The 26,852-nt window shown below is 70.7% G+C and carries 18 protein-coding genes and 2 pseudogenes; 10 read left to right on the top strand and 10 right to left on the bottom strand.

Annotation, left to right across the window (positions count from 1 at the left end; translation table 11 throughout):
• Positions 1 to 261: 261 nt before the first annotated feature.
• The 3 genes from ACFYMP_RS26075 to thyX form a co-directional block, all read right to left on the bottom strand.
• Positions 262 to 1,947, bottom strand: coding sequence for a ribonuclease J (locus ACFYMP_RS26075; RefSeq protein ID WP_388862012.1), 1,686 nt, complete (start codon positions 1,945 to 1,947; stop codon positions 262 to 264).
• Between the two features lie 142 nt (positions 1,948 to 2,089).
• Complete coding sequence (gene dapA / locus ACFYMP_RS26070) at positions 2,090 to 3,004, bottom strand: 4-hydroxy-tetrahydrodipicolinate synthase (protein ID WP_388862010.1); 915 nt, start codon at positions 3,002 to 3,004, stop codon at positions 2,090 to 2,092.
• 280 nt (positions 3,005 to 3,284) lie between these two features.
• Entirely contained in the window at positions 3,285 to 4,037 is a 753-nt protein-coding gene (thyX, locus tag ACFYMP_RS26065) for an FAD-dependent thymidylate synthase (protein ID WP_388862008.1), read from the bottom strand.
• Positions 4,038 to 4,269: 232 nt separating this feature from the next.
• Here thyX and ACFYMP_RS26060 point away from each other — a divergent pair, with 232 nt between their 5' ends.
• Entirely contained in the window at positions 4,270 to 4,509 is a 240-nt protein-coding gene (locus ACFYMP_RS26060) for a hypothetical protein (RefSeq protein ID WP_388862006.1), read from the top strand.
• A 186-nt stretch (positions 4,510 to 4,695) separates the two neighbouring features.
• A complete protein-coding gene (locus ACFYMP_RS26055) occupies positions 4,696 to 5,265 on the top strand; it encodes a hypothetical protein (protein WP_388862004.1) in 570 nt (189 codons plus the stop codon).
• 334 nt (positions 5,266 to 5,599) lie between these two features.
• On the opposite strand, the gene ACFYMP_RS26050 is transcribed toward ACFYMP_RS26055, so the two are convergent.
• The 6 genes from ACFYMP_RS26050 to ACFYMP_RS26025 form a co-directional block, all read right to left on the bottom strand.
• On the bottom strand, positions 5,600 to 6,070 hold the full coding sequence (locus ACFYMP_RS26050) for a hypothetical protein (RefSeq protein WP_388862002.1): 471 nt from the start codon (positions 6,068 to 6,070) through the stop codon (positions 5,600 to 5,602).
• A 13-nt stretch (positions 6,071 to 6,083) separates the two neighbouring features.
• The gene (gene dapB, locus ACFYMP_RS26045) at positions 6,084 to 6,836 is read right to left on the bottom strand and encodes a 4-hydroxy-tetrahydrodipicolinate reductase (protein ID WP_388862000.1); all 753 of its coding nucleotides are present in this window, start codon (positions 6,834 to 6,836) and stop codon (positions 6,084 to 6,086) included.
• A gap of 46 nt (positions 6,837 to 6,882) precedes the next feature.
• Positions 6,883 to 8,262, bottom strand: a complete 1,380-nt coding sequence (locus ACFYMP_RS26040) for a M16 family metallopeptidase (RefSeq protein ID WP_388861998.1) — start codon at positions 8,260 to 8,262, stop codon at positions 6,883 to 6,885.
• Positions 8,259 to 10,475: a polyribonucleotide nucleotidyltransferase gene (locus tag ACFYMP_RS26035; RefSeq protein ID WP_388862032.1), complete on the bottom strand. Its 2,217-nt coding sequence runs from the start codon at positions 10,473 to 10,475 to the stop codon at positions 8,259 to 8,261. Before ACFYMP_RS26035 ends, ACFYMP_RS26040 begins: the two co-directional genes overlap by 4 nt.
• Positions 10,476 to 11,118: 643 nt before the next feature.
• Positions 11,119 to 11,406 (bottom strand): 30S ribosomal protein S15, encoded by a 288-nt coding sequence (gene rpsO, locus ACFYMP_RS26030; RefSeq protein WP_363149719.1) that lies wholly within the window; start codon positions 11,404 to 11,406, stop codon positions 11,119 to 11,121.
• Positions 11,407 to 12,099: 693 nt separating this feature from the next.
• A complete protein-coding gene (locus tag ACFYMP_RS26025) occupies positions 12,100 to 12,276 on the bottom strand; it encodes a hypothetical protein (RefSeq protein ID WP_388861996.1) in 177 nt (58 codons plus the stop codon).
• Between the two features lie 204 nt (positions 12,277 to 12,480).
• Here ACFYMP_RS26025 and ACFYMP_RS26020 point away from each other — a divergent pair, with 204 nt between their 5' ends.
• From ACFYMP_RS26020 to ACFYMP_RS25985, 8 genes and pseudogenes are all read left to right on the top strand, one after another.
• Complete coding sequence (locus ACFYMP_RS26020; protein WP_388861995.1) at positions 12,481 to 12,777, top strand: DUF397 domain-containing protein; 297 nt, start codon at positions 12,481 to 12,483, stop codon at positions 12,775 to 12,777.
• 892 nt (positions 12,778 to 13,669) lie between these two features.
• Positions 13,670 to 13,870 (top strand): annotated as a pseudogene (locus tag ACFYMP_RS26015) (SCO5717 family growth-regulating ATPase); the annotation flags it as partial.
• Positions 13,871 to 14,911: 1,041 nt separating this feature from the next.
• A complete protein-coding gene (locus ACFYMP_RS26010; RefSeq protein WP_388862030.1) occupies positions 14,912 to 18,319 on the top strand; it encodes an AAA family ATPase in 3,408 nt (1,135 codons plus the stop codon).
• A gap of 196 nt (positions 18,320 to 18,515) precedes the next feature.
• Positions 18,516 to 20,423, top strand: coding sequence for an ABC transporter substrate-binding protein (locus ACFYMP_RS26005; RefSeq protein ID WP_388861993.1), 1,908 nt, complete (start codon positions 18,516 to 18,518; stop codon positions 20,421 to 20,423).
• A 410-nt stretch (positions 20,424 to 20,833) separates the two neighbouring features.
• Positions 20,834 to 21,907: an ABC transporter permease gene (locus ACFYMP_RS26000; protein WP_388861991.1), complete on the top strand. Its 1,074-nt coding sequence runs from the start codon at positions 20,834 to 20,836 to the stop codon at positions 21,905 to 21,907.
• Positions 21,904 to 22,869 (top strand): ABC transporter permease, encoded by a 966-nt coding sequence (locus tag ACFYMP_RS25995; RefSeq protein ID WP_388861989.1) that lies wholly within the window; start codon positions 21,904 to 21,906, stop codon positions 22,867 to 22,869. Before ACFYMP_RS26000 ends, ACFYMP_RS25995 begins: the two co-directional genes overlap by 4 nt.
• Positions 22,866 to 23,888: pseudogene (locus ACFYMP_RS25990) on the top strand (ABC transporter ATP-binding protein); the annotation flags it as partial. The gene ACFYMP_RS25995 and the pseudogene ACFYMP_RS25990, both read left to right, overlap by 4 nt.
• 620 nt (positions 23,889 to 24,508) lie before the next feature.
• The gene (locus ACFYMP_RS25985) at positions 24,509 to 25,579 is read left to right on the top strand and encodes an oligopeptide/dipeptide ABC transporter ATP-binding protein (protein WP_388861987.1); all 1,071 of its coding nucleotides are present in this window, start codon (positions 24,509 to 24,511) and stop codon (positions 25,577 to 25,579) included.
• A gap of 163 nt (positions 25,580 to 25,742) precedes the next feature.
• On the opposite strand, the gene ACFYMP_RS25980 is transcribed toward ACFYMP_RS25985, so the two are convergent.
• Positions 25,743 to 26,747, bottom strand: coding sequence for a bifunctional riboflavin kinase/FAD synthetase (locus ACFYMP_RS25980; protein WP_388861985.1), 1,005 nt, complete (start codon positions 26,745 to 26,747; stop codon positions 25,743 to 25,745).
• Positions 26,748 to 26,852: the final 105 nt, after the last annotated feature.

Here is a 26,852-nt window from a genome sequence, read left to right as displayed (position 1 = left end):
TTCCCGACTCTATCAGATCCTCGCGGTCCTGATTTCCTCGGTGCCTTTCCGGTTCCCGGTCCGGCCTTTCGGCTTTCCCGTTTCCCTTTCCGGCGAGTCCGACTTTATCAGAGGTTCTGAGTCGGACTTCCCGCCCTGTTCAGGGCTTCCAGCACACAAAGGTGCTGGGCTCCGAAGCGGCGGTGTTGCCAAACGTACTGGAGCGGGGCGCCCGGATGCAAATCCGGGCGCCCCGCTCCTGGCAACGCCGCTGACAGCGGGTCAGACCTCGACCACGACCGGCAGGATCATCGGGCGCCGGCGGTAGTTGTCCGACACCCACTTGCCCAGCGTGCGCCGGATCAACTGCTGGAGCTGGTGCGGTTCCACCACACCGTCCTGAGCGGACCTCTCCAGAGCCTCGTTGACCTTCGGGATCACCGCGCTGAAGGCCGAGTCCTCGATCCCGGAACCGCGTGCCTGGATGTGCGGGCCTCCGGTGATCTTGCCCGTGGTGGAGTCCACCACGACGAAGACCGAGATGATGCCCTCGTCCCCGAGGATGCGGCGGTCCTTCAGCGAGGTCTCCGTGACGTCGCCGACGGAGAGGCCGTCGACGTACACGTAGCCGGCCTGCACCTTGCCCGTGATCCGCGCCTTGCCCTTGATGAGGTCGACGACCACACCGTCCTCGGCGATCACGATGCGATCGTGCGGCACCCCGGTCAGGGCGCCCAGTTCCGCGTTGGCCCGGAGATGACGCCACTCGCCGTGTACCGGCATGAGGTTCTTCGGCTTGCAGATGTTGTAGAAGTACAGCAGCTCACCGGCCGAGGCGTGCCCCGAGACGTGCACCTTCGCGTTGCCCTTGTGGACGACGTTCGCGCCCCACCTCGTCAGGCCGTTGATCACGCGGTAGACCGCGTTCTCGTTGCCCGGGATCAGTGAGGAGGCGAGCACCACGGTGTCGCCCTGCACGATGCGGATCTGGTGATCACGGTTGGCCATGCGCGAGAGCGCGGCCATCGGCTCGCCCTGCGAACCGGTGCAGACCAGGACCACCTCTTCGTCCGGCAGGTCGTCCAGCGTCTTCACGTCGACGACGAGACCGGCGGGGACGCGCAGATAGCCGAGGTCACGGGCGATGCCCATGTTCCGTACCATCGAGCGCCCGACGAACGCCACCCGTCGGCCGTACTCGTGCGCGGCGTCCAGCACCTGCTGGATGCGGTGGACGTGGCTCGCGAAGCTCGCGACGATGATGCGCTTGCGCGCCGAGCCGAACACCTGACGCAGCACGTTCGAGATGTCGCGCTCGTGCGGCGTGAAACCGGGCACCTCGGCGTTGGTGGAGTCCGTCAGCAGGAGGTCGATGCCCTCCTCGCCGAGCCGCGCGAAGGTCGGCAGGTCCGTGAGGCGACGGTCCAGCGGAAGCTGGTCCATCTTGAAGTCGCCCGTGTGCACGACCATGCCCGCGGGCGTGCGGATCGCCACCGCCAGAGCGTCCGGGATGGAGTGGTTGACCGCGATGAACTCGCAGTCGAAGGGACCGATGCGCTCGCGGTTTCCCTCCACCACCTCCAGCGTGTACGGCCGGATGCGGTGCTCCTGCAGCTTCGCCTCGATCAGCGCGAGGGTCAGCTTCGAGCCGATCAGCGGGATGTCCGGCTTCTCGCGGAGCAGGTACGGCACCGCGCCGATGTGGTCCTCGTGGCCGTGCGTGAGGACGATGCCCTCGATGTCGTCGAGGCGGTTCCGGATCGAGGTGAAGTCCGGAAGGATCAGGTCGATTCCGGGCTGCTCCTCCTCAGGGAAGAGCACTCCGCAGTCGACGATCAGCAGTCGCCCGCCGAATTCGAAAACGGTCATGTTGCGGCCGATCTCACCGAGACCGCCGAGCGGCGTGACCCTCAGGCCGCCTTCGGCGAGCTTCGGGGGCGGGCCGAGTTCAGGGTGCGGATGACTCAAAAGACTCTCCTCAACCATGCGCGCCACGTGCCGGGGCACGTGGCGCGCATGACGTTTCGTGCTGTTGTCGTTGGCATGGTCGAGGCGCAGGCCGCGGACAGAAGGACTTCTGTCCGTTTTCTACACCTTCGCGCTTATTCGGTTATGAAGTCTGTGCGGTGAGTTCTACCCCGCCGGCCGCAAGATCGATCTTGAGCTGGGCGGTCTCCTCCGCCGACAGCTCGATCATCGGGAGCCGTAGCGGGCCGGCGGGGAGCCCCTGGAGGGTGAGCGCCGCCTTCGTCGTCATGACGCCCTGGGTGCGGAACATGCCCGTGAAGACGGGGAGCAGTCGCTGGTGGATCTCCGTGGCCTTCTGCACGTCGCCGGAGAGGTACGCGTCCAGCAGGGAGCGCAGCTCGGGCGTGACGACATGACCGACCACCGACACGAACCCGACGGCGCCGACCGACAGCAACGGGAGGTTCAGCATGTCGTCGCCCGAGTACCAGGCCAGGGGGCAGCGGGCGATGACCCAGCCGGCCCGCCCGAGGTCGCCCTTGGCGTCCTTGTTGGCGACGATCCGGGGGTGCTCGGCCAGCCGTACCAGTGTCTCCGTGTTGATCGGGACGCCGCTGCGCCCAGGAATGTCGTACAGCATGACCGGCAGCTCCGTGGAGTCGGCGATCGCCGTGAAGTGCCGGAAGAGCCCCTCCTGGGGGGGCTTGTTGTAGTACGGGGTGACCGTGAGCAGTCCGTGGGCGCCGACCGCCTGCGCCGAGCGGGCCAGTTCGATGCTGTGGCGGGTGTCGTTGGTGCCCACGCCCGCGATCACGTGGGCACGGTCGCCCACGGCCTCCAGTACCGCTCGTACGAGCTCGGTTTTCTCCGCGTCGCTGGTGGTGGGCGACTCTCCGGTGGTGCCGTTGATGACCAGGCCGTCGTTGCCTGCGTCCACCAGATGGGCGGCGAGCCGCTGCGCGCCGTCGAGGTCGAGATCGCCGTCCGCCGTGAAGGGCGTGACCATGGCGGTGAGGACCCGCCCGAAGGGGGTCTGCGGAGTGGAGGTCAAAGCCATGGGTAACACGCTACTCGCTGCTCGGCCCGGGATCGCCCCTCGGGGCTGCGGTGGCGGGTCCGGACGCCGCCCCGAACAGCTGAAATCCGGTCGTAGCGCACGCCTGGACGCGAGGGTGTCGTGAAGGGGACCCGGCGCTGCCTGCTCGGGGGTTCACGCAGCGCCGGGCCCGTTCGATCAGGCTAGTTGAACTTCTCGAAATGCCGCAATACGGACACTTCCCGGGGTCGGTCCGTACATCTGTGCCCGCCAGCCGGTCTTTTCCGTGGGGAAACCGGGTTCAGGGGGCCACGCGGCCGTTCTTGTTGAAGGCCGCGTGGGTGAGCGGCATGAGGCGCGCCCAGTGCTCCTCCATCCGCTCACCGACCATCTCGATCTCGCGCTGCGGGAAGGAAGGCACCGTGGCCAGCTCGTGCTGGGTCCGCAGGCTGAGGAAGTGCATGAGGGAGCGCGCGTTGCAGGTCGCGTACATCGACGAGAAAAGTCCGACCGGCAGGACCGCACGGGCGACCTCGCGGGCGATTCCGGCGGCGAGCATCTCCTGGTACGACTCGTACGCCTGCCGGTAGGAGTCCTCCATGACGCGTCCGGTCAGCTCGTGCTGGCCGGTGGTGCCCTCCGTGAACACGTACTTGCCGGGACGCCCCTCCTGGACGAGCTTGCGGGACTCACCGGGGACGTAGAAGACCGGCTGGAGCTCCCGGTAGCGACCCGACTCCTCGTTGTACGACCAGCCCACCCGGTGGCGCATGAACTCACGGAACACGAAGATCGGCGCGTTGATGAAGAAGGTCATCGAGTTGTGCTCGAAGGGGCTGCCGTGGCGGTCCCTCATGAGGTAGTTGATGAGGCCCTTGGACCGCTCGGGGTCCTTGGTCAGCTCGTCGAGCGACTGCTCGCCCGCAGTGGAGACCCGGGCCGCCCACAGCACGTCCGAGTCCGCGGCGGAGTGCTTCACCAGCTCGACCGTGATGTCGCCGCGGAACGTGGGTTTGGTGATCTCTGCGGGGGTCACCTGAGAAGTCTCAGACACCTGCGATGGTCCTTCCGGTCGTGTCACTCGGGCGGCGTCCACTGTACGGGCCGGTACTGACAACGATCCGCGACGCGGTGGTCCGCAACAATTTCTGCGAACTTCGGCGAAGCGGGCACCGATGGGACCTCTCGCTCGTCTGTCCGGGTGGAGCCGTCGCGTTCGCAAGACTGCGACGGAAGTACCGTGATACGTGATGTTCCCGACGAGTTTCCGAGGAGAAGCGCCTTCCATGTTCCGTCGGCGTGAGCCTGTTCCCTTTGCCTTCATCGCCGAAGCAGAGAAGTTCCGCAGTAACGTCACACCGCCGCCTCGCGAGCGCGCCAGCAGAGGGCAACTGCTGGGACGGGTCCTGGTCGGCCTGACCGTCGCCGCCGGCTTCGCCGGCTCGCTCCTGTTCGGGCTGCCCGCCCTGTCCCCCGAGCAGGCCACGCACCACGTCCAGCAGTCCGAGGCCGCGGATCATCGCTGATCCGCCACGGCCGGCTCCGTCCCGTGCGAGACTTCAGGGCCGCTGACGCGCGTACGGGGCGGGGCCGCGCCGTCTCGGGGCCCTCCCGCGGCTGACGCCGGGCCCCGGGGTGGTGCAGCCCGGGGGGCCTCGGTAGCCTCACCCGTCACAAGCCCCCCTACGTGCGTGGATTGAGTGAGGATCAGCGTGCCCCTGCCCTTTCTTACGGCGGACCGCACTTTCGACGAGGGCGCCGACGACGTCGCGCTGCCGTACGAGAACCGCGACGTCTGGCGCCGCCCCTACCGCCCGGGTCCCTGGCGGGTCGGCTCGGCGGCGGTGCTCCTGTTGCTCGCCGCCTTCGTCCTGCTGGCGGCGACCGCCACGGTACTGGCGGGCGGGACCGGCGGCGCGGTCGTCTGTGCCCTCCTCGCCCTGGTGATCATCGTCTGCGCGCTGCGACTGCTGCGCGTCGGCGCCTGGGTCAGCTCGCGTGGTCTGCGCCGGGTGGGTTTCCTCCAGACCAGGACCTACCCGTGGAATCAGGTCGTGTCGGTGCGCACCATCCAGCAGCCGGTACGCCTCCTCGGGCTGCCGCGGACGGTCCAGGGCCAGGCCGTCGTCCTCACTCCGAAGCGGCAGAGCGCTCCCGGGGCGCTCATCTCCGACCACAGCGCCGACTTCCTGTCCCGTCCGGAGGGCTTCGAACGGGCCGCCGACTCCCTTGAGGTGTGGGCCGATGAATATGCCACGGGGCGCAGGGAGACGGTGGCGTAGCGCGACGTACCGGCGCCCTGCGGCTCCGTAACGAGCCGAAGGACTGAAGGAGGGGCGGGGGGGGCCCCGGGGGGGGCCCCCCCCCCCCGGGGGGTGCGGGGCCCCCCCCCCGCCCCCCGCGGCGGGGGCCCCCCCCCACCACCCCCCGGGGCGGGGCCCCGCCCGGGGGGGGGGGGGGGGGGGCCGGGGGGGGGCGGCCCCCCCGCCGCCGGCGCGGGGGCCCCCGCCCCGCGCGCAGGCGGTGGGGGGGGGGGGGGCCCCCCGGGGGCCCCCCCCCCGCCCCTCCTTGTGTGTCCGGTCCCCCGGCCGCTCCCAGTGCGGCTGCTCCGCGCCCTCAGACGCCGCGGGGCCGGGCCGCGGACGTAGCGGTGCGGTCGTGGAGCACCATCGCGTGCTGCATGGCCTTGCGGGCACGAGGCGTGTCACGGGCGTCCCGGTAGGCGACGGCCAGCCGGAACCAGCAGCGCCAGTCGTCCGGGTTGTCCTCCGCCTCGATCTTGCGGCGTGCGAAGACGGCGTCGGCCGAGGCCCGGTCGATACGGCCCGAGGGGGTGCGCTCCAGTTCGTCGACGGGCAGGCCCCCCTCGGCCTCCAGTTCCACCGCGAGCGCGTTGGCGCGCAGCGCGAAGCGGGTGTTCTGCCACAGGAACCACACGCCGATCAGCGGGAGGACGAGCACCGCCACACCGAAGGAGACGCTGATCAGCGTGCCTTCCCTGATCAGCCAGTAGCCGCGTTCTCCGACCAGCACGAAGTAGAAGACCAGGACCAGCGCGGTGACCGCGTAGGTGATCTTTGCTCGCATCAGGTGTCCCCGGTCAGTTCAGTTCAAGGAAGTGTTCCAGGCCGAAGGTCAGCCCGGGGGTGTCGACGACACGTCGTACGCCGAGCAGGATGCCCGGCATGAAGCTGCTGTGGTGCAGCGAGTCGTGCCGGATGGTAAGGGTCTCCCCCGTTCCGCCGAGCATTACCTCCTGATGGGCCAGGAGACCGCGCAGCCGTACCGAGTGGACGTGCACGCCGTCCACGTCGGCACCCCGCGCGCCGTCCAGTGCGGTGGCGGTGGCATCCGGTTGCGGGGCGCTGCCGGCCGCCGAACGGGCCTCGGCGATGAGCTGGGCGGTGCGGGTCGCCGTACCGGACGGGGCGTCCGCCTTGTTCGGGTGGTGCAGTTCGATGACCTCGACGGACTCGAAGTACGGGGCCGCCTGCTGGGCGAACTTCATGCTGAGCACGGCGCCGATCGAGAAGTTCGGCGCGATGAGCACACCGGTGCCCGGCGCGGCGTCCAGCCATCCCCGCAGTCGCGCGAGACGGTCCTCGGTCCAGCCGGTCGTCCCGACGACGGCGTGGATGCCGTGCCGTAGGCAGAAGTCGAGGTTCTCCATCACGGAGGAGGGCGTCGTCAGCTCGACGGCGACCTGGGCGCCCGCCTCGGTGAGGGCGTCCAGCGAATCGCCCCGGCCGACGGTGGCCACCAGCTCCAGGTCCTCGGCGGCCTCGACGGCGCGAACGGCCTCGGAACCGATCCGGCCCTTGGCGCCGATGACGGCCACACGCAGCTTGCTCATGTCCTGTTTCCTTCGGGATGAGGCGGGGAGGGGACCGCGGGACGGCTCAGACGACGGACTCGTGCAGACGGGCCGTCTGCTTGTCCTTGAGCGGGCCGATGACCGACAGCGAGGGCCGTTTGCCGAGGATGTCACGCGCGACCTCGCGCACCTCGTCGGGGGTGACGGCGGCGATGTTGCCGAGCAGGTCGTCGACGGAGATCTGTTCGCCCCAGCACAGCTCGCTCTTGCCTATCCGGTTCATGAGGGCGCCGGTGTCCTCCAGGCCCAGCACGGTGGAGCCCGCGAGCTGGCCGATGGCGCGCCGGACTTCGTCGTCGCTCAGTCCGTTCTGCGCGACGTTGTCGAGTTCGTCGCGGCAGATCTTGAGCACGTCGTGCACCTGTGCGGGCCGGCAGCCCGCGTAGACCCCGAAGAGCCCGCAGTCGGCGAAGGACGAGGTGTAGGCGTACACGCTGTAGGCGAGGCCCCGCTTCTCGCGGACCTCCTGGAACAGGCGCGAGGACATGCCGCCGCCCAGCGCGGTGCTCAGCACGCTCATGGCCCAGCGGCGGTCGTCGGTGCGGGCCAGGCCCGGCATGCCGAGGATGACGTGGGCCTGCTCGGTCTTGCGGCCGAGGACCTCGACGCGTCCGGCGGTCCGCAGCGCCCGCGTCCCCTCGCGGGGGCCGACGGGCACGGCGTCCTCGCGGCCGAGGGCTCCGGCGCGGTCGAAGGCGGCGCGGACCTGCCGTACGACCTTGGCGTGGTCGACGTTGCCCGCGGCGGCCACCACGAGGTGGGTCGGGTCGTAGTGCCGCTTGTAGAAGCGGGCGATCTGGTCGCGGCCGAGGGCGTTGACGGTGTCGACGGTGCCGAGCACGGGGCGCCCGAGCGGGGTGTCGCCGAGCATCGTGTGCGCGAACAGGTCGTGCACGCAGTCGCCCGGGTCGTCCTCGGTCATGGCGATCTCTTCGAGGATGACGCCGCGCTCCGCGTCGACGTCCTCGGTCTCCAGGGTGGAGCCGGTCAGCATGTCGCAGACGACGTCGATGGCGAGCGGCAGGTCGGTGTCGAGGACCCGCGCGTAGTAGCAGGTGTACTCCTTCGCCGTGAAGGCGTTCATCTCACCGCCGACCGCGTCGATCGCGGCGGAGATGTCGAGCGCGGAGCGTTTGGCGGTGCCCTTGAACAGAAGGTGTTCGAGGTAGTGCGTCGCCCCGTTGAGCGTGGGCGTCTCGTCGCGGGAGCCGACGTTCGCCCAGATCCCGAAGGTCGCCGACCGGACGGAGGGCAGGGTCTCGGTGACGACGCGCAGGCCGCCGGGGAGCGTGGTGCGGCGGACGGTGCCGATGCCGTCCCTGCCCTTGAGGAGGGTTTGGGTACGGGCGACGGCCCGCCCCCTGGTGGAGGGGCGGGCCGTCGTCGTGGAACTGCGTGACGTCACTTGTCCGTGTCGTCCTTCTTCTCGTCGTTCTCTTCACCCTCGATGACGGGGATGAGGGAGAGCTTTCCGCGCGAGTCGATCTCGGCGATCTCGACCTGGACCTTCTGGCCCACTCCGAGGACGTCCTCGACGTTCTCCACGCGCTTGCCGCCGGCCAGCTTGCGGATCTGCGAGATGTGCAGCAGTCCGTCCTTGCCCGGCAGCAGGGACACGAACGCACCGAAGGTGGTGGTCTTGACGACCGTGCCCAGGTAGCGCTCGCCGACCTCCGGCATGGTCGGGTTGGCGATGCCGTTGATCGTGGCGCGGGCGGCCTCGGCGGAGGGCCCGTCGGCGGCACCGATGTAGATGGTGCCGTCGTCCTCGATCGTGATGTCGGCGCCGGTGTCCTCCTGGATCTGGTTGATCATCTTGCCCTTCGGGCCGATGACCTCGCCGATCTTGTCCACGGGGATCTTGACGGTGATGATCCGCGGGGCGTTGGGGGACATCTCGTCCGGCGTGTCGATCGCTTCCATCATCACGTCGAGGATGTGGAGGCGGGCGTCACGGGCCTGCTTGAGCGCGGCGGCCAGGACGGAGGCGGGGATGCCGTCCAGCTTGGTGTCGAGCTGGAGGGCGGTGACGAACTCCTTGGTGCCGGCGACCTTGAAGTCCATGTCGCCGAAGGCGTCCTCGACACCGAGGATGTCGGTGAGGGTGACGTAGTGGGTCTCGCCCTCGATCTGCTGGGAGATGAGGCCCATGGCGATACCGGCGACGGGGGCCTTGAGGGGCACACCGGCGTTCAGCAGCGACATGGTGGAGGCGCAGACGGAGCCCATCGACGTGGAGCCGTTGGAGCCGAGGGCCTCGGAGACCTGGCGGATCGCGTAGGGGAAGTCCTCGCGGGCCGGCAGGACCGGGACGAGGGCGCGCTCGGCGAGGGCGCCGTGGCCGATCTCGCGACGCTTGGGGGAACCGACGCGGCCCGTCTCGCCGGTGGAGTACGGCGGGAAGTTGTAGTTGTGCATGTAGCGCTTGCGGGTCACCGGGGAGAGGGTGTCCAGCTGCTGCTCCATGCGCAGCATGTTCAGCGTGGTGACGCCCAGGATCTGGGTCTCGCCGCGCTCGAACAGGGCCGAGCCGTGCACGCGCGGGATGGCCTCGACCTCGGCGGCCAGCGTACGGATGTCCGTGACGCCGCGGCCGTCGATGCGCTTCTTGTCCTTGATCACGCGCTCGCGGACCACGGCCTTGGTGAGGGCGCGGTAGGCGGCGGAGATCTCCTTCTCGCGGCCTTCGAACTGCGGGAGCAGCTTCTCGGCGGCCAGACCCTTGACGCGGTCCAGCTCGGCCTCGCGCTCCTGCTTGCCCGCGATGGTGAGGGCCTGGGCCAGCTCGCCGCGGACGGCGGCCGTCAGGGCCTCGTACACGTCGTCCTGGTAGTCCAGGAAGATCGGGAACTCACCGGTCGGCTTGGCGGCCTTGGCGGCCAGCTCGGCCTGGGCCTTGCAGAGCACCTTGATGAAGGGCTTCGCGGCGTCGAGACCGGCGGCGACGACCTCCTCGGTGGGCGCGGTGGCGCCACCGGCGACGAGCTGGATCGTCTTCTCGGTGGCCTCGGCCTCGACCATCATGATCGCGACGTCGCCGTCCTCGAGGACGCGACCGGCGACGACCATGTCGAAGACGGCGTCCTCAAGCTCGGTGTGCGTCGGGAACGCGACCCACTGGCCCTTGATGAGCGCGACGCGGGTGCCGCCGATGGGTCCGGAGAAGGGCAGGCCGGCCAGCTGCGTGGAGCAGGAGGCGGCGTTGATCGCGACCACGTCGTACAGGTGGTCGGGGTTGAGCGCCATGATCGTCTCGACGATCTGGATCTCGTTGCGCAGGCCCTTCTTGAAGGAGGGGCGCAGCGGCCGGTCGATCAGACGGCAGGTGAGGATCGCGTCCTCGGAGGGCCGGCCCTCGCGGCGGAAGAAGGAGCCGGGGATCTTGCCGGCCGCGTACATCCGCTCCTCGACGTCCACCGTGAGGGGGAAGAAGTCGAGCTGGTCCTTGGGGTTCTTGGACGCGGTGGTGGCGGACAGCACCATGGTGTCGTCGTCCAGGTACGCCACGGCGGAGCCGGCGGCCTGCTTGGCCAGGCGGCCCGTCTCGAAGCGGATGGTGCGGGTGCCGAAGGAGCCGTTGTCGATGACGGCCTCGGCGTAGTGGGTCTCGTTCTCCACCAGGGGGTTCTCCATTTACGTCTCGTACTGCGTGTCGTCTTTCGCCGCCCTGCCCGTGTGGCGGGGCGGCGGGCGGAGAAGCGCTCCGGTTCCTGGCCGGTCTTCGATCGAAGCACCCGGATCGGGGACGGAATGCGTCCCTGCCCTCCGAGGGCCACTACCGAGGACCGGCTGCGACGTGGAGTCGCTTCCCCTCGTGTGTCCTGCGTATGCACACCGGGGTGGCAGATGTGACGGAACGAGTGTCCGTCGTGGCGCCGGGCTGACGCCCGCGCCACCCCGGGGTGGGTAGGTGCACCGGCTCTCACTCGCGCGACGCCGGCTTCTTCTTCTGTTGTCCCGGTCCGTTGTACCGGTGTCCCGGCCGGTCTTCCGGTCTGCTGTCCCGGCCGCCTGCGCGGCCGTCGTGCTCGTCGCGCGCGATGCGCCGTGCTCGCGTACGACGGCGCGTACGACGTATGCGGTGACGCTCACGTCGACGCGTGTACTGCCCAGCCTACAAAGCGACCGGGGTCCGCCGCACGTACAACGGATGCCGCGGCGCTTACGACAGGCACGGCGCGTACGACGGGAACGGCGCGTAACGGCGCGTACGGCAAAGGGAGCGGCTCCCGCGTGTGGGAACCGCTCCCTTCATGGCGTCTTAGCGGGCGCCCGCCGCGCCGCGGCGGATGCCGAGGCGCTCGACGAGGACGCGGAAGCGCGCGATGTCCTTCTTGGCCAGGTACTGCAGAAGGCGGCGACGCTGGCCGACCAGGATGAGCAGACCACGGCGGGAGTGGTGGTCGTGCTTGTGCGTCTTGAGGTGCTCGGTCAGGTCCGAGATCCGGCGCGACAGCATCGCGACCTGCACCTCGGGAGAACCGGTGTCACCCTCCTTGGTGGCGAACTCGGACATGATCTGCTTCTTCGTAGCGGCGTCGAGCGACACTCGATACTCCTCGTGGGACTTCGTGGCCACCGAGTGCCCCTGGTCTTGATCTCAGGAGAGCTTCCGTTACTCGGGAGGCGGGGCACGCTGGGCGCAGCTCCCAGAACCTCCGGGAACGCGTACACAAACGGCCGTCGTCCAGCTTACCAGTCCGATCGCGACGGGTCGCACGGGGTGCTCGGGGCGGGCGCGGGGATGCTTCCGGGCGGGCCCGGCAAACCCTTCGCGGCGGACGCGGGGACACTGGTGACACCTTCGGAGCGGGCAGCACGGGAGCGCATGAAGGGGTCGGCACGGGGCGCATGCAGCAGGGCGGCACGGGGCGCGTCCAGCGGGGCGGCAGGGCGGCACGGGGCGCATACGGGGCTGCGATCGCCGCCCCGTACTCGTCGTCTCCCCGGGCGTCGTTCTCCTCACTCGCCGCCCTCGTCGTCTCCTCGCGCGTCGCGAAGTGCGGGCTGGTCCGCAGGGACGCATCCCGCGCGTCGCGAGGTGCGGACGGGTTCCGCAGGGACGCATCCCGCGTCTCGCGAGGTGCGGACGGGTCCGCAGGGACGGATTCGGAATCGGGCCTGTGTCCGGGAGGCCGGGAGGGGCTGTGCGCGGAGGAGGCCGTGGGGGGAGGGACCGTCCGCACGGACCGTTATCCGAATCCGCCGACGGGGCCGGTCAGGGCGGGCGGGCGGACGGCGGTCACGAACTGCGGCGGTGATGCCACACGGCGAGCACGACGAGGCCGATCACGAGCACCCACACCCACCAGGGCGGCAGCCCGGAAACCCCGCCTCCGGAGGAGTGACCGTGGTGGTAGTAGTGGTGCACGGAATGATGTCGGCCTGCTGTGAACACATGCGTACCTGTCGACGACATGGCGTCAACCTAGCGATCCAGCACTCTCCCGAACGAGGGGCGACGGGTGCTGTGACGAGCCCGTTGCCTTTGTTGCGGGACCAGTTCGTTCCGTCCCACTCCCGCTCGTCGTCCAAGTAATCTGACAGGCCCGGTCCTTGGCACCGGGCCGCTGGACGACGTTACGGGTCGTCGCCACATCACACCGGGAAGGACGAGCCTTTCATGTCCCAGGAGAAGAGCGCCGCAGCACCGGCTCCGCAGCAGGAGACGGACGAGGAGATCAAGGCACGAAAGGAGCGGGAGAAGAACGAGCTGTACGCGCTGGACATCTCCGGCGTCGAGTGGTCCGGCCCGCCCGGCACCTCCCCCGACGAGGAGCGGGTGGAGATCGCTCACCTCCCGGGCGGCGGGGTAGCCATGCGCTCGTCCCTCGACCACGACACGGTGCTGCGCTACACGGAGGCCGAGTGGACCGCGTTCGTCCTCGGCGCGCGCGACGGGGAGTTCGACCTTCAGTAGGCCGCGCCCTACCCCTGCACTCGGGACAGGCGCGGCCCTTCGCCTCGTCCTGTCGGCTTGACGGCGCGCGGCGGGGGCTGCGCGCCCTCGGCGCGATCGGGTTGGCGCGATCGGTTTGGCATATGCGACGGGGCCAAGGGTCGGCATATGCGACGTAGCGGGGTCGGCATATTCCACGGGGCCCAGGCCGGCAGGCCGGCAGAGGGGGGCGGCATCGTCTCGGCACACGCGACGGGGCGCGGTTTGGCATATGCGACGGGGCGCGGATCAGCGTACGAGTCGACCCCCGCGTAGGCGCATATGCGACGGTGCCGTCGCGCTCGCACACTAAGCAGGCACAGAGGTCGAGCGGCGGACGGCGGACGGCGGACGGCGGACGGCGGACGGCGGACGGCGGACGGCGGACAACAAGAGACGAACCAGGGCTTGGCGAGGGCGGAACCGGGAAATCCCCGCACGATGGATAACTCCGACCTTTCATGCCCACCTGTTACTTTCCGGCGTTCCGGACCGGAATTCAGCAGTGACATGTAACTCAAATGGGTCACGTTACGCGCGAGTTTGCCCGGGATTGCGCAGCCATGCGGGTGCGATACGGAGCCCTTTGCCCAGAGTTGAGGGGTCCGCGACGCACGGCGCGAATCACGTACCCGGACAGGAAAGCGGCACAACGGCGCCAAGCGCCCCTGTGAACAGCCCTGCCGGATCGGCATACGTGATGACTAGTCTGGTACCGGGCGTAGTCCGGCGGGTGCTCACCGCCGGTTCCGGCGCCCGACGGGGCGGGCCCGGTCGTTCGCGGCCCCTGGTGCTCCTTGGGCGGTTGTCCCAGCGGGCAGACGCGGTATGACCGCCCCGATGCCGCAAGAGGTGCCGACCAACTGGAGGAACTGTGAGCAGCGACCGGGACGGCAATCACGGAGGCTGGGCCACGTCCGGCGCTGACCACTCCGCCGATCGTGCCAGCGGCCACGCGGACGATCGCGTGCGTGATCACGCGGACGATCGGACCGGTGATCACTCGGACTCGGAACCGGCCGTGGAGTCGACGGGGGAATTCACGATCGGTCGCACGCCGGACGCCTGGTACACCCAGCACGCGTCGGACAGTTCGACCGAGGCATCGGTCTCGCCCCCCGGGTCCCGACCCACGTACGCGCCCCAGGCGCCCCTGTCCTTCGCGCCGCCTACACCACCGCCCGCGCCGCCACCGCCGGCACCGTCTCCCGCGTCACCCGCACCATCCGGACCGGTGGCTTCCACCTCACCCGCGGCCACGGGCTTCACCCCGCCGACCGGTACCGCTCCCCGTGTTCCGGGGCTGCCCGTGGGAGGCGGCTTCGCGCCCGCCGTCGGCGCCTTCGCCAACGGCACGGGCGAGGGACCGGACACTGATGCCGCCGTCGGCAGTATCGGTAACGGTGACGTGGAAAGCGCCACGACGATGCGCTTCTCCGCGTCATCCCTGCAGCGACAGTTGCGCGAGCGGCACAAGGCAGCCGCAGCCGCGGGCGCGAACGAGGCGGACGCCGCAGTGGGCTGGGTCACGAAGAGCGATGTCTCAGCGTCCGAGGGTGGCGAAACCGGCTCTGCCGCCGCCAGCGGCGGCGGAGTTGCTGCCACTGACGGGACTGGTTCCCTTTCTGCCGAGGCCGTCGGCCCTCACCCCTCGTCAGCAGGAGCGCACCCAGACGGCCTCGCGCGCGCGGACGACGACCCACACATCGCCCGCGCGAGCGAGAGCGCCGGTGGCGCCGGTGGCGGACAGCGTGCCGACGTCCCGTCTCGCGTCGCGGTCGAAGGCGGAACGGGGTACAGCGCCACGGAGGAGCCTTCTACGGCTGAGCCTTCTGACGGTGCGGACGTCGCAGACGAGGCGACTGCCCCGGATGTGGTTGTGGTGGACTCGGGCGATGCCGACGGAGACGGAACTCCCTCCGGGGCAGAAAGGGCCCGTGCGGCTGGCGGAACAGGCCGGACAGGCGCGGCCGACGAGGCGTCCGGAGCGGTGGCCGGCCTTGACCGTCCCGGAGGCGAGGACAGCGGCGCGGACGACGAGAGCCATCGGCACGGTGACCTCCACTCCGCGTACTCGCCCGCCCCCTCCAGTGCCCCGGTCTCCGGCACGCCGGAGATCGACGGGGCGGCTTCGGACGTGACGGGCGACAGCACCGCTGCCCGCCGCGCTCCCTCCCTCCTGGACCCGGGGACAGCCGATGCTGCCGCCCCGGTGGAAGGTGCCGGCGGCACCCGTGCGTCTTGGGGCGCCGCGCCCCTGTCACAGGACGACAGCGCGCCGAGAGGGCAGCACGCCGCGGCGTCTTCGGCCCCGTCCTGGCCCGTGAGCACGGGCGGCGACTCCTCGGAGGACGGGGCCCCGGCACGTCGCGATGCGCCGGTTCCCTCCGCGGCTGAAGGTGCAGCCGGGACGGAACCCTCCGAGCTTTCGGACGCCGCGCCCCAGGGCGCCGTCGAAGCCGCCCCCGTCTCCGAGCTGCCCATCGCGACACCGCCTCAGGAACCCGCCGCACCGTGGGACACGACGTCGCCGCCTCAGGACGCTCCGCCTCGTCCCGGCGCGGCACCGTACGACGCGCGTCCCCAAGACTCGTCTGTCCGTGACACGCCTCCTCAGGACGCTCCGGCCCATCGCGACGCGGCACCGGTCGACGGCCCTGCCGACATCGCGCGACCGCTGGACGGGCACGACGCCGCAGAACCCCGGGCCTCGTTCGACGACGCGGAACCGCAGGACGCCGTCTCGACGGACAACGCCTGGCCGACGCCGCACGCACCGCAGACGCCGCAGGAGCAGGCGGGCGCGGGGGGCAGCGGGCAGCCTTGGAGCCGCCCCGCCACGCCCCCCGTGGGGCTCTCGTTGCCGCCGAGTTATGAACTCGCCGCTCCCGTGCCGTCCTCGGGTCCCCTCCCGGACGAGGCCGCTGCCGACGCATCCGGGGACGACAGTCCTGAGGACACCGACCCGGACGCCGCGAGCGCCGGTCGCTCCCCGGCGTCGGACGTGGCTCCGCCCCCCGTAGCGCCCCGCGCGTCGCGCCCTTGGCCCCCGCCCTCCCTTGAGGGGCAGGCCCTTCCCGGGCTCGTCCCGCCGCCGCACGCCAATCTCTCGAGGGCGGCGGAGGACAAGAAGCCGACGGAGGACGTAGCGGATCCGGCAAGGCGTCAGACGCCGGGTGGGGTCAATCCCGCGCCGTCGTCTCCCGCGCCGCCATACCCCGCTGCCGCCCCGTCGCCCGCCGCCCCGTCCGCCCCGTCGCCCGCCGCCCCGTCCTCGCCGACGGGCCCCTCGTCGTCCGCCCCGTCCGGCGCTCGGCCCGGGTACGGCTTCCCACCGCCCGGCACGCCGCTGAGCGGCTACGGCTTCCCGCCCGCCGCTCCGTCGTCCACGGGGGCGACGCCCCCCGAAGGCGGTCCGCAGGGGTACGGATTCCCCCCGCCCTCCGCCGGCGCTCCCGTAACGGGGCAGCCGGGCGCTCCGGCCACGGGGCCCGGCGGGTACGGTTTTCCGTCGCCCCGTCAGGAGGCCCAGCCGCAGCGGCCGCAGGGACAGCCGCCCACCCCGGGCGCTCTTCCGCCGCAGACTCGGTCCCAGCCCCACGGACCACAGTCGGGACAGCAGTGGGGGCATCCCGGGGCGCCGCAGCCTCCAGGCGCTCCGCAACCACCACAGACCCCTCAGACACAGGCACCGCAGGCACCGCAGCAGCAACCCGCGGCTCAGCAGCTGCCCGGACCCGCCTCCCAGCCCGCGCAGGCGTCGGCCGGCACTCCGCCGGTTCCCGGTTCCGCACCCGCCGCTCCTCCCTACAGCACCGGCGCTCCACAGCCCGGAGCGCCGGACGGAGGTGAGCAGATGCCCTCGCAGGGCCCCGTCGACCCCCGGGTCGGCACGGCGTGGCCTCAGCCGATGCAGCACGATCAGCGGCAACGTACCCACCCCGGGGCACCGATCGGTTACACCGCGGCGGTGGAACTGTCCTCGGACCGGCTGCTGCGGAACAACAAGCCGAAGACGCGCAGCAGCCGCCCCGTGTCGGGCGGTTCGCGGTTCCGTATCGGCGGAAAGAAGGAGGAGGCCGAGCGACAGCGGCGTCTGGAGCTGATCCGTACGCCCGTCCTGTCCTGTTACCGCATCGCCGTCATCAGCCTCAAGGGCGGCGTCGGCAAGACCACGACCACGACCGCTCTCGGCGCGACCCTGGCCACCGAGCGGCAGGACAAGATCCTGGCGATCGACGCCAACCCGGACGCCGGGACCCTCGGCCGGCGGGTGCGGCGCGAGACCGGCGCGACCATCCGGGATCTGGTACAGGCCATCCCGTACCTGAACAGCTACATGGACATCCGGCGCTTCACCTCGCAGGCTCCGTCCGGGCTGGAGATCATCGCCAACGACGTGGACCCGGCCGTGTCCACGGCGTTCAACGACGAGGACTACCGGCGGGCGATCGACGTTCTGGGGCGGCAGTACCCGATCATCCTCACCGACTCCGGTACGGGGCTGCTGTACAGCGCGATGCGGGGCGTACTCGACCTGGCCGATCAGCTCATCATCGTGTCCACCCCGTCGGTGGACGGAGCGTCCAGCGCCAGCACCACCCTCGACTGGCTCGCGGCGCACGGCTACGCCGAGCTGGTCCAGCGCAGCGTCACCGTCATCTCCGGAGTGCGCGAGACCGGGAAGATGATCAAGGTCGACGACATCGTGGCGCACTTCAGGACCCGCTGCCGCGAAGTGGTCGTGGTGCCCTTCGACGAGCACCTGGCCGCCGGGGCGGAAGTGAACCTGGACATGATGCGCCCGAAGGTGCGCGAGGCGTACTTCCACCTCTCGGCGATCGTCGCGGAGGACTTCGTACGGCATCAGCAGGCGCACGGCCTGTGGACCTCCGACGGCAACCCTCCCCCGGTCGCGGCACCTCCCATGCCCGGACAACAGGTGCCGGGACAGCAGGCCCCGGGGCAGCCTCTGCCGCCGGGCGCGCCGTCGCAGACCCCCTACGGCGCCCCGCGAGGGCCCTGGGCCCCAGGAACGACGTCGCCGGGCACTCCGGGCGCGCCGCAGGCCGCCCCGTACGGCTACCCGGGGCAGCCAACCAGCCCGGAGCAGCCCCGCCACCCGGGGCAGCCCGGTCAGTCGGTCCCGCCTGGGCAGGCCCCGCCGCAGGCCGCCCCGTACAACCCGCAGCCCCAGCCGGGCACACCGTACGGCGGGGCCGCCTGGGGGCAGGGCGCTGCGGGGGCTCCCGGAGGCCCGGCGCCCTCCGCCGCGGCCGCTCCGTACGACCGGACGGGTCATCCCGGTGCGGCGCCGCAGCCTCCGGCCGGGGCACCGCGACAGCCGGGACAGCCCGGACAGCCCGGACAGCATCCCGCAGGGCCTGGCGAAATCCAGCCAGGCCAGCCGGTGCCGCCCGGGGCGCTGCACCGGCCTCTCCCCGCGCCTGACGGAACGTCGCGGGACCAGCCGCCGTGGCCACCCCAGGGCCCGGCGGCCCCGTCCGCACCGCCTGCACCATAGGGTTTCAGGGGACTAGACCAATGAGGGTCCGCACGAGGAGAAACGTGCGGGCCCTCGGCCGTTGTCGCAGGCCACGCAGTGTTCACATGTCGTTGACATGTTTAGACCAGCGCTGGTAGACACTCACATCACCCAATCGGCGCATCATGATCAACCAGTCAGCTATGTGCGAGCGATGACACGAGGTCACCGGCCCATGGATACTCCAGAACAGCACGGCAGATCACTAGCTCCTCCCCGTCCGGAACGGCGCGGCCCGCTCGTCCGTTTCCGGCTGATTCTCGCTGCGGGCGCCGCAGCCCTGTCCCTCACGGCGGCCCTCGCGACCCCGCTGAACCCCGCCCCGGACCCGGCCGCCGCGGCGGAGGAGTCGACCCTCACCGTCGCCCTCGCGCAGAGCGTGGACTCGTTGAGCCCGTTCCTCGCGCAGCGCCTGGTCAGTACCAGCATCTCCCGGCTGATGTACGACTTCCTGACCAACTACGATCCCAAGGACAACCACGTCGTCCCGGGGCTCGCGACCAAGTGGAAGTCGTCGGAAGACAAGTTGACCTGGACCTACACGATCCGGTCGAACTCGAAATGGTCCGACGGCGAGCAGGCGACGGCGGAGGACGCCGCCTGGACCTTCAACAAGATGATGACCGACCCCGGCGCGGCCACCGCGAACGGCAGCTTCGTCAGCAACTTCAAGAAGGTCACGGCGCCCAGTCCCACCAAGCTGGTGGTGGAGCTGAAGAAGCCCCAGGCCACGATGACCGCACTCGACGTGCCCATCGTTCCCAAGCACGTGTGGGAGAAGGCCGGCGACCTGTCGAAGTTCAACAACGACAAGCAGTTCCCGATCGTCGGCAACGGGCCGTTCGTCCTCACCGGCTACAAGGTCGACAGCTACGTCAAGCTGAAGGCCAACAAGGATTTCTGGCGCGGCGCCCCGAAGTTCGACAACATCGTCTTCCGCTACTACAAGGACCAGGACGCCGCCGTGGCGGCCCTGCGCAAGGGCGAGGTCTCCTTCGTCGCCGGCAGCCCCGCCCTGACGCCGGCTCAGGCCGCCTCGCTCAAGAACGCGGACCACGTCAAGGTCAACGAGGGCCCCGGGCGCCGCTTCTACGCCCTGGCCACGAACCCGGGCGCCCGGACCAAGGACGGCAGGAAGTTCGGCACCGGTGACCCCTCGCTCCTGGACGAGCGGGTACGACACGCGCTCTTCATGTCGATCGACCGCAAGACGATTCTCGACCGGGTCTTCCAGGGACACGCCGTCGCCGGGGCCGGCTACATCCCGCCGCGCTTCTCGGACTACGCCTGGCAGCCCTCGGCCGACCAGGAGCTGGCCTACGACCCGAAGGCGGCCGCCAAGCTGCTGGACGAGGCCGGGTACAAGAAGAACGGCGACGGCAAGCGCGTCGGCAAGAACGGCAAGCCGCTCAACTACCGCATGCTGTGTCACGCCACCGACCCCAACGACAAGGCGGTCGGCAAGTATCTCCAGGAGTGGTGGGGCGATCTCGGTATCGGCGTGAAGGTCGACTGCCTCGACAACGTCACCGATCCCTGGGTCGCCGGCGACTACGACCTCGCCTTCGACGGCTGGTCCGTCAACCCCGACCCGGACTTCGTCCTGTCGATCCACACGTGCGCCGCACTGCCCAGCAAGCCCAAGGAGGTCTCGGCGACCGACAACTTCATCTGCGACAAGAAGTTCGACGAGCTGTACGCGAAGCAGCTCGCGGAGTACGACCCCGCCAAGCGCGCGGGCATCGTCAAGCAGATGGAGTCCCGGCTGTACGACTCCGGATACATGAACGTCATGGCGTACCCGAACGCCGTCGAGGCGTACCGGACCGACCAGATCAAGTCGATCACCAGCATGCCGACCGCCGCGGGCAACATCTTCGGCCAGGACGGCTACTGGAGCTGGTGGTCGGCCGAGCCCGCCTCCGGCGCCTCCTCCGGCGCGGTCGGCGACTCGGCGTCCGACGGCGGTTCCGGCTCCTCGACCGGCCTCTGGATCGGCATCGGCGTGGTCCTCGTCCTCCTCATCGGTGGCGGCGTGTTCGTCGGGCTGCGACGTCGCGCGACGGCCTGGGACCGCGAGTAGTCCTGGTCCGGACGGACGTCCGGGACGGGGCGCGAGGGGCGGGGGCGGGTTCACGGGCCCGCGCGGCCGGACTCGCGTTCCGCCGCACGCCGCCCGCTCCGTTCCCGCCGTCCCGGCGTTCTCGGCCCCGACGCGTGTGGCGCGGCGCCCCGCCCCGCCCCGTGGCATATGCCACGGGGCGGCCACACCGGCAACGAGGCCGGGCCGGAAAGCCGCTTCACCCGGGTCCCACACCTCAGCTGCGCTCCGGCGCGACGGTGACGCGTTATGAAGGTCCAGTCCGGACCGCCCCGCTGCCCCGTCCCCTCCCCGCGGCGTTACCGCTCCCCCGTCCGCGACGTCCCCCGTCCTCTCTCCCCCTCGTCCTGCGGAAGACCGCGCACCTCTCAGCGGAAGACCGTGAATAGCCCATGAGCACCGAAAGCACACCCGCGCTCGTGGAGAGCGCGGGCACCCACGGCACGGCGCAGGCCGCGGCCGCGCCCCGCCGTCCACGTGCCGGCAACGGGCTGGCGTATCTGCGCTACGTAGCAGGAAAACTGCTCGGCGCGGTGGTCTCCCTGTTCGCCGTCCTCGTCACCAGTTTCTTCCTCTTCCGGCTGATCCCCGGGGACCCCGTCAAAGCCATGACCGGCGGCAAGCAGGTCTCCCAGGAGCAGCTCTCCGCCATGCGCAAGGAGTTCGGTCTTGATCTGCCGCTGTGGCAGCAGTTCACCGAGTACTGCGGCAAGGCGATCACTGGTGACCTCGGCACCTCCTACCAGTTCCACGCGCCCGTCATCGACAAGATCACCGAGGCGCTGCCCGCGACCTTGCTGCTCACGGGCATCGCGTTCGTGCTGTACACCGTCATCGGTATCTGGCTCGGTTCACGCGGCGCGTGGCGGCACGGCCGTTTCGGCGACCGGTTCCACACCGCCTTCGCCCTGACGCTGTACTCCGTGCCCTCGTTCTGGCTCGGACTGCTGCTGATCATCGTGCTGTCCGTCGGCATCGGCCCCGTCCCGGGGCTCTTCCCGACCGGCGGAATGGAGACGGGCGGCGAGAGCGGTCTCGGCTACGTCCTGGACGTCGCGCACCATCTCGTGCTGCCCGTCATCACCCTGGTCGCCGTCGAGTACGCCCGCACCCTCCTGGTCATGCGTTCCTCCCTGCTCGACGAGATGGGCAGCGACTACCTCACGACGGCGCGTGCCAAGGGTCTGCGCGACGATCTCGTACGCCGTAAGCACGCCGTGCCGAACGCGATGCTGCCGACCGTGACGCTGCTCTTCGTGAATCTCGGTAACACGGTCGCCGGCTCCATCCTGGTCGAGACCGTGTTCTCCTGGCCCGGCCTCGGCGGGCTCTTCTACCAGGCGCTGAGCGTCCCCGACCTGCCACTCGTACAGGGGCTGTTCTTCGTCTTCGCCGCCGCGGTGATCGTGATGAACACTCTCGCCGACGTGATCTATCCGTTGCTCGATCCCCGGGTGGGCCGATGACGACCGACACCACGTCCGTGGCCCAGGAGGGCCCGGGTACCTCCGACGAACACACGACACCCCCCGCGCCGTCGAGCCCGCGCGCGCTGGCCTGGACACGCCGACGTCGCGCGCTGAATCGCTTCTGCAAGCAGTACGCCGCGCACCGTTCCGGCGTCGTGGGGCTCGTCGTCCTCGTCCTCATCGCGGTGCTGGCCCTCGCCGCACCGCTCGTGGCCGGCGAGAACGCCCGGAGCGTCACGGAGGCCCCCGGCGGCCCGCTGGAGGAGCCGAGCGGGCAGTTCCCGCTGGGCACCGACCAGTTCGGCAGGAACCTGCTGGCGCTGCTGGTGTGGGGCGCCCGCGTGTCGCTCTCCGTGGGTCTCCTCGCGGCCTTCCTGTCCGTGGCCATCGGCACGCTCGTGGGGGTCACCGCCGGGCATTTCCGGGGTTGGTACTCCACGGTGATCATGCGGGTCACGGACTGGTTCCTCGTCATGCCGACGCTGGTCCTGGCCATCGCCCTGGCCACGGTTCTCGACCGCTCCCTGTGGACCACCGTCCTCGCCATTGGCGTGACCACTTGGCCGACCACGGCGCGTCTGGTACGGGCGCAGACCCTCTCCGTCGAGTCGCGTCCGTACATCGAACGGGCTCGCGCGCTCGGTGGCGGTCACGGCCACGTCATGACCCGCCACGTCCTGCCCAACGTGATGCCGCTCGTCCTGTCCCAGACGACGCTGGTCATCTCGAACGCCATCCTCACCGAGGCGACCCTCGCCTTCCTGGGGCTCGGCGACCCCATCATCGTGTCCTGGGGTGGGCTGCTCCAGGACGCACGCGAGGCGGGAGCGGTGAGCGCGGGCGACTGGTGGTACCTCGCCCCGCCCGGTCTCGCCATCGCCCTCGTCGCACTCGCCTTCACCCTGTGCGGCCGCACCATCGAGTCCGTGCTCAACCCCAGGCTGGGGGACCGACGATGACCGAACCGACCACGACGGGGCAGCCCGCCCCGTCCCCCACCGACCCGTCGGACGGGGCCACCCGCCCCTTGCTCGACGTCCGCGACCTGAGCATCACCTACGGCTCCGGGGGCCGCGCCGTTCCCGCCGTACGGGGCGTCAACCTGACCCTGCACGCGGGGCAGAAACTCGGCATCGCGGGCGAGTCCGGCTGCGGCAAGTCCACTCTCGCCATGGCGCTGCTGCGGCTGCTGCCCCAGGGGGCGCGGTTGAGCGGCGAGATCCTGCTCGACGGCGAGGACGTCCGCACCATGGCGTGGGGACGGCTGCGCGCCGTCCGCTGGGCGGGGGCCTCCATCGTCTTCCAGGGCGCGATGCACTCGCTGAACGCCGTGCACCGCATCGGTGACCAGATCCTGGAACCGATCCTGCTGCACCGTCTCGCCGGCCCCGAGGAGGGCCGGAAGCGGGTGCGGGCGCTGCTCCAGCAGGTGGGACTCCCTCCGTCCCGGGCCGCCGCCTACCCTCACGAGCTGTCCGGCGGGCAACGGCAGCGCGTCATGATCGCCATGGCGCTCGCGTGCGATCCCCAGCTGATCGTCGCCGACGAACCGACGACGGCGCTCGACGTCATGATCCAGGCGCAGATCCTGCGGCTGATCGAAGGGCTCGTGACGGACAAGAACATCGGCCTCATCATGATCAGCCACGACCTGGCCGTGCTGTCCGACACATGCGACCGGCTCGCCGTGATGTACGCGGGGCGTGTCGTCGAGGAGGGACCTGCGCGGCAGGTCTACGAGGACGCGCGACATCCGTACGGGGCGGCGTTGTCGGCGGCGTTCCCCCGGATCGGCGACCCCGCGTCGCGGTACGCGCCGCGCGGCCTGCCGGGCGACCCTCCGGACCCGGCGGCGTTGCCGACGGGCTGCACCTTCCACCCGCGCTGCCCGGTGGCGCTGCCCGTCTGCGCCACGGAGGACCAGCCGCTGCGTCCGGCCGGGCCGGAACGTCGCGCGGCGTGTGTCCGTGTCGACGCGGCCGATACCGCCTACGACGCCACGGCCGTCTCCATCCTGGCCCCGTCGGAGAACGTCCCGTCGGAGAACGTCCCGGCGGAGGACGTCCCGGCGGAGAGCGCTTCCGCGGAGGTGGGCGAGGCGGCGGCCCGGAGAGGCCGCGAGGTGGTGGCGCCACGTCCGGAGGTCACGTCCCAGGAATCCGACCCGGACGCCGCCTCCCGCCCGCAGCCCGACGCCGGGACGGCCCGCGACGTCGCGGCGAAACCCGGAGACGGGGCGGCGAAACCAGGAGACGGGGCGACGGAAACCGGGGACGGGGCGGCACGAGCCGCGGACGGGGCGGTAGTACGGCGCGGAGCCGAGCACGACCCGGTCGGCGCGGACGAACCCGTGAAGAGCGCGGACGAAGTGGTGGAGAGCGCGGACGGCGCCTCTCACGACCGGACAGCATCCCCACCCGCTGCCGAAGGCGCCACCACCGGGTCCGCCCGAACCAGCGGCACCGCCGGAGGAGTCGAAGCGAGCGGCCGACCGTCCCCCGCGACCGAGGACGGTGCGACACGGGGCGCCGGCCCGGAGCTGTCGGCCGACGGGCACGACGTGCAGCGCGGGAGCGACGACGCTAGGAGTACGACCTGATGACCACGCCCACCACGTCGAAGGCGCCGCTGCTGGGCGCCGCCGATCTGCACATCACGTTTCCCGGGCGGCGTGGCGGCCCGCCGGCCCGCGCTGTGGACGGAGTGAACCTGGACATCGGTGCGGGCGAGATCGTCGCGCTGGTCGGCGAGTCGGGCTGCGGGAAGACGACGCTCGCCCGCTCCCTGCTGGGCCTCGTGACACCGACCTCGGGCAGCGTCACCTTCGCGGGCGAACCGCTGCACTACAGCAGCCGCGCGCTGAAGAAGTACCGCAAGCGGGCCCAACTCGTCCTCCAGGACCCCAGCGGCTCCCTCAACCCGCGCCACACGGTCTACGACGCGGTGGCCGAAGGGCTTCGCATCCACCGCCACCCCGGCGACGAACGCGCCGCCGTGGCCGAAGCCCTGTCCCGGGCGGGGTTGCGTCCCCCGGAGCGCTTCTTCCTGCGTTTTCCGCACGAATTGTCGGGCGGTCAGCGTCAGCGCGTCGTCATCGCGGGGGCACTCGCGCTCGAACCAGAGCTGATCATCGCCGACGAACCCGTCGCCTCACTCGACGCCTCGGTGCGGGGCGAGATCCTGGCGCTGCTGCTGCGACTGCGCGACGAACTGGGGCTGTCCGCGCTCGTCGTGACGCACGACCTGGGACTGGCGTGGAACATCGCTGACCGGGTGGCCGTCATGTACCTGGGACGCGTCGTCGAGGTGGGCACCGTGGAAGAAGTGCTGACCCGGCCCCGCCACCCGTACACACAGGCGCTGCTGTCCGTGCTTCCCGAGGCCGAGGGCGAACCGGTCGTGCTGAGCGGGGAGCCGCCGGACCCCTCCCGTATCCCCTCGGGATGCCGCTTCCACGCGCGGTGCCAGATCCTCTCCTCCGGTGCCGCCGCGGAGGCAGGCGTCGCGGACGACTGCCGCACACGGGATCTCCCGGTGCTGGACGGCCGCTCTCCGGGCGTCGCCTGCCACTGGGCCGCAGTCCAGGCCGCGAAAGAGGCACCGGAGTCCGGGGCCGGCGATCTCCCCGCCGAGGGGCAGGGCGCCGTCACGGGGACTTCGGCACCTTGAACCCTTCGACGGGGCCTCCACGGGACGATCGTCGGCAGAGGTCGTGACACGCGGGAGGCCCGGCGCGCCGTGCGCCGGGCCTCCCGTTCGTCCGCGCGGTCCGCGCGTCCGGTCCCTCGAAACCTTCGTGCTGCGAGGGGGGGCGTACCGCTTCTCCACGCCCCTATCGCGCGCTGTCGTCCGCCCCGTCCGCGCCGTCCGCGCCGTCCGCGCCGTCCTTCGGCGAGTAGGCGACGACCAGGGCCTTGCACCGCTCGACGTCCTCCGCCATGGCCACGAGCAGTGCCTCCACGGAGTCGAACTTCTCCTGTCCCCGCACGTAGGCGAGGAAGTCCACGGCGACATGCAGTCCGTACAGGTCCAGACCCACACGGTCGATCGCGTACGCCTCGACGGTGCGCTCCGTACCCTCGAACTGCGGGTTGGTTCCGACCGAGATCGCCGCGGGCATCGCTTCGTCGTTGACGTGCAGCCAGCCCGCGTACACGCCGTCCGCGGGGATGGCGCTGTGCGGCAACGTCGCGACGTTCGCCGTCGGGTAACCGAGCTCTCTGCCGCGCTGGGCGCCACGCACCACGAGCCCCTCGACCCGGTGCGGGCGCCCGAGGATCTCCGCGGCACCCGCCACGTCCCCCTCCGCCACCAGACGACGCGTCAGGGTCGACGAGAACGGCTGCCCCTGACCGGCCTCGCCACTGACGTACAGGTCGACGACCTCGACCTCGTAGTCGTGGGTCCGGCCGAGTTCGGTGAGTGTCTGGACGTTGCCGGCCGCCTTGTGGCCGAAGCGGAAGTTCGGCCCCTCCACGACCACCCGCGCGTGCAGCCGGTCCGTCAGGACCTTCAGGACGAAGTCGGCGGGCGCGAGCTGGGAGAACTCGGCGGTGAACGGCAGGATCAGCAGCGCGTCGACACCGAGCCCGGCCATGAGTTCGGCCCGCCGGTGGTACGCGGCCAGCAGCGGGGGGTGGCTTCCCGGCCGCACGACCTCGCTGGGATGGGGGTCGAAGGTGACGACGACCGACGGAATACCCAGCTCCCGGGCACGGGCCACAGCACGCCCGATGATCAGCTGGTGTCCGCGGTGCACCCCGTCGTAGGACCCGATGGTGACGACGCTGCGTCCCCAGTCCCGCGGGATGTCCTCCAAGCCACGCCAGCGCTGCACTGTGACCGCTCCTTGTCGAACCTGTTCTGTGGGCCTGTTGCCGGATTCGACGAATCCGCAGGTCTAAGAGTGCCATGCCCCACAGGGCACGCACTCATCGGGCAG

It is taken from the genome of Streptomyces sp. NPDC007088 (assembly GCF_042869355.1).
In the GTDB taxonomy this organism is placed as follows: domain Bacteria; phylum Actinomycetota; class Actinomycetes; order Streptomycetales; family Streptomycetaceae; genus Streptomyces.
The sequence above is the reverse complement of the archived record's forward strand: the minus strand, read 5'-3'. Positions and strand labels throughout refer to the sequence as shown.

Bases quoted from the DNA above. Each gene is read 5' to 3' on its own strand.
- ACFYMP_RS26005 (WP_388861993.1), top strand. From the start codon at position 18,516: ATGGATACTCCAGAACAGCACGGCAGATCACTAGCTCCTCCCCGTCCG.
- dapA (WP_388862010.1), bottom strand. From the start codon at position 3,004: ATGGCTTTGACCTCCACTCCGCAGACCCCCTTCGGGCGGGTCCTCACC.
- ACFYMP_RS25995 (WP_388861989.1), top strand. From the start codon at position 21,904: ATGACGACCGACACCACGTCCGTGGCCCAGGAGGGCCCGGGTACCTCC.
- ACFYMP_RS26020 (WP_388861995.1), top strand. From the start codon at position 12,481: ATGTCCCAGGAGAAGAGCGCCGCAGCACCGGCTCCGCAGCAGGAGACG.
- ACFYMP_RS26050 (WP_388862002.1), bottom strand. From the start codon at position 6,070: ATGCGAGCAAAGATCACCTACGCGGTCACCGCGCTGGTCCTGGTCTTC.
- dapB (WP_388862000.1), bottom strand. From the start codon at position 6,836: ATGAGCAAGCTGCGTGTGGCCGTCATCGGCGCCAAGGGCCGGATCGGT.
- ACFYMP_RS26000 (WP_388861991.1), top strand. From the start codon at position 20,834: ATGAGCACCGAAAGCACACCCGCGCTCGTGGAGAGCGCGGGCACCCAC.
- ACFYMP_RS26025 (WP_388861996.1), bottom strand. From the start codon at position 12,276: ATGTCGTCGACAGGTACGCATGTGTTCACAGCAGGCCGACATCATTCC.
- ACFYMP_RS26060 (WP_388862006.1), top strand. From the start codon at position 4,270: ATGTTCCGTCGGCGTGAGCCTGTTCCCTTTGCCTTCATCGCCGAAGCA.
- ACFYMP_RS25985 (WP_388861987.1), top strand. From the start codon at position 24,509: ATGACCACGCCCACCACGTCGAAGGCGCCGCTGCTGGGCGCCGCCGAT.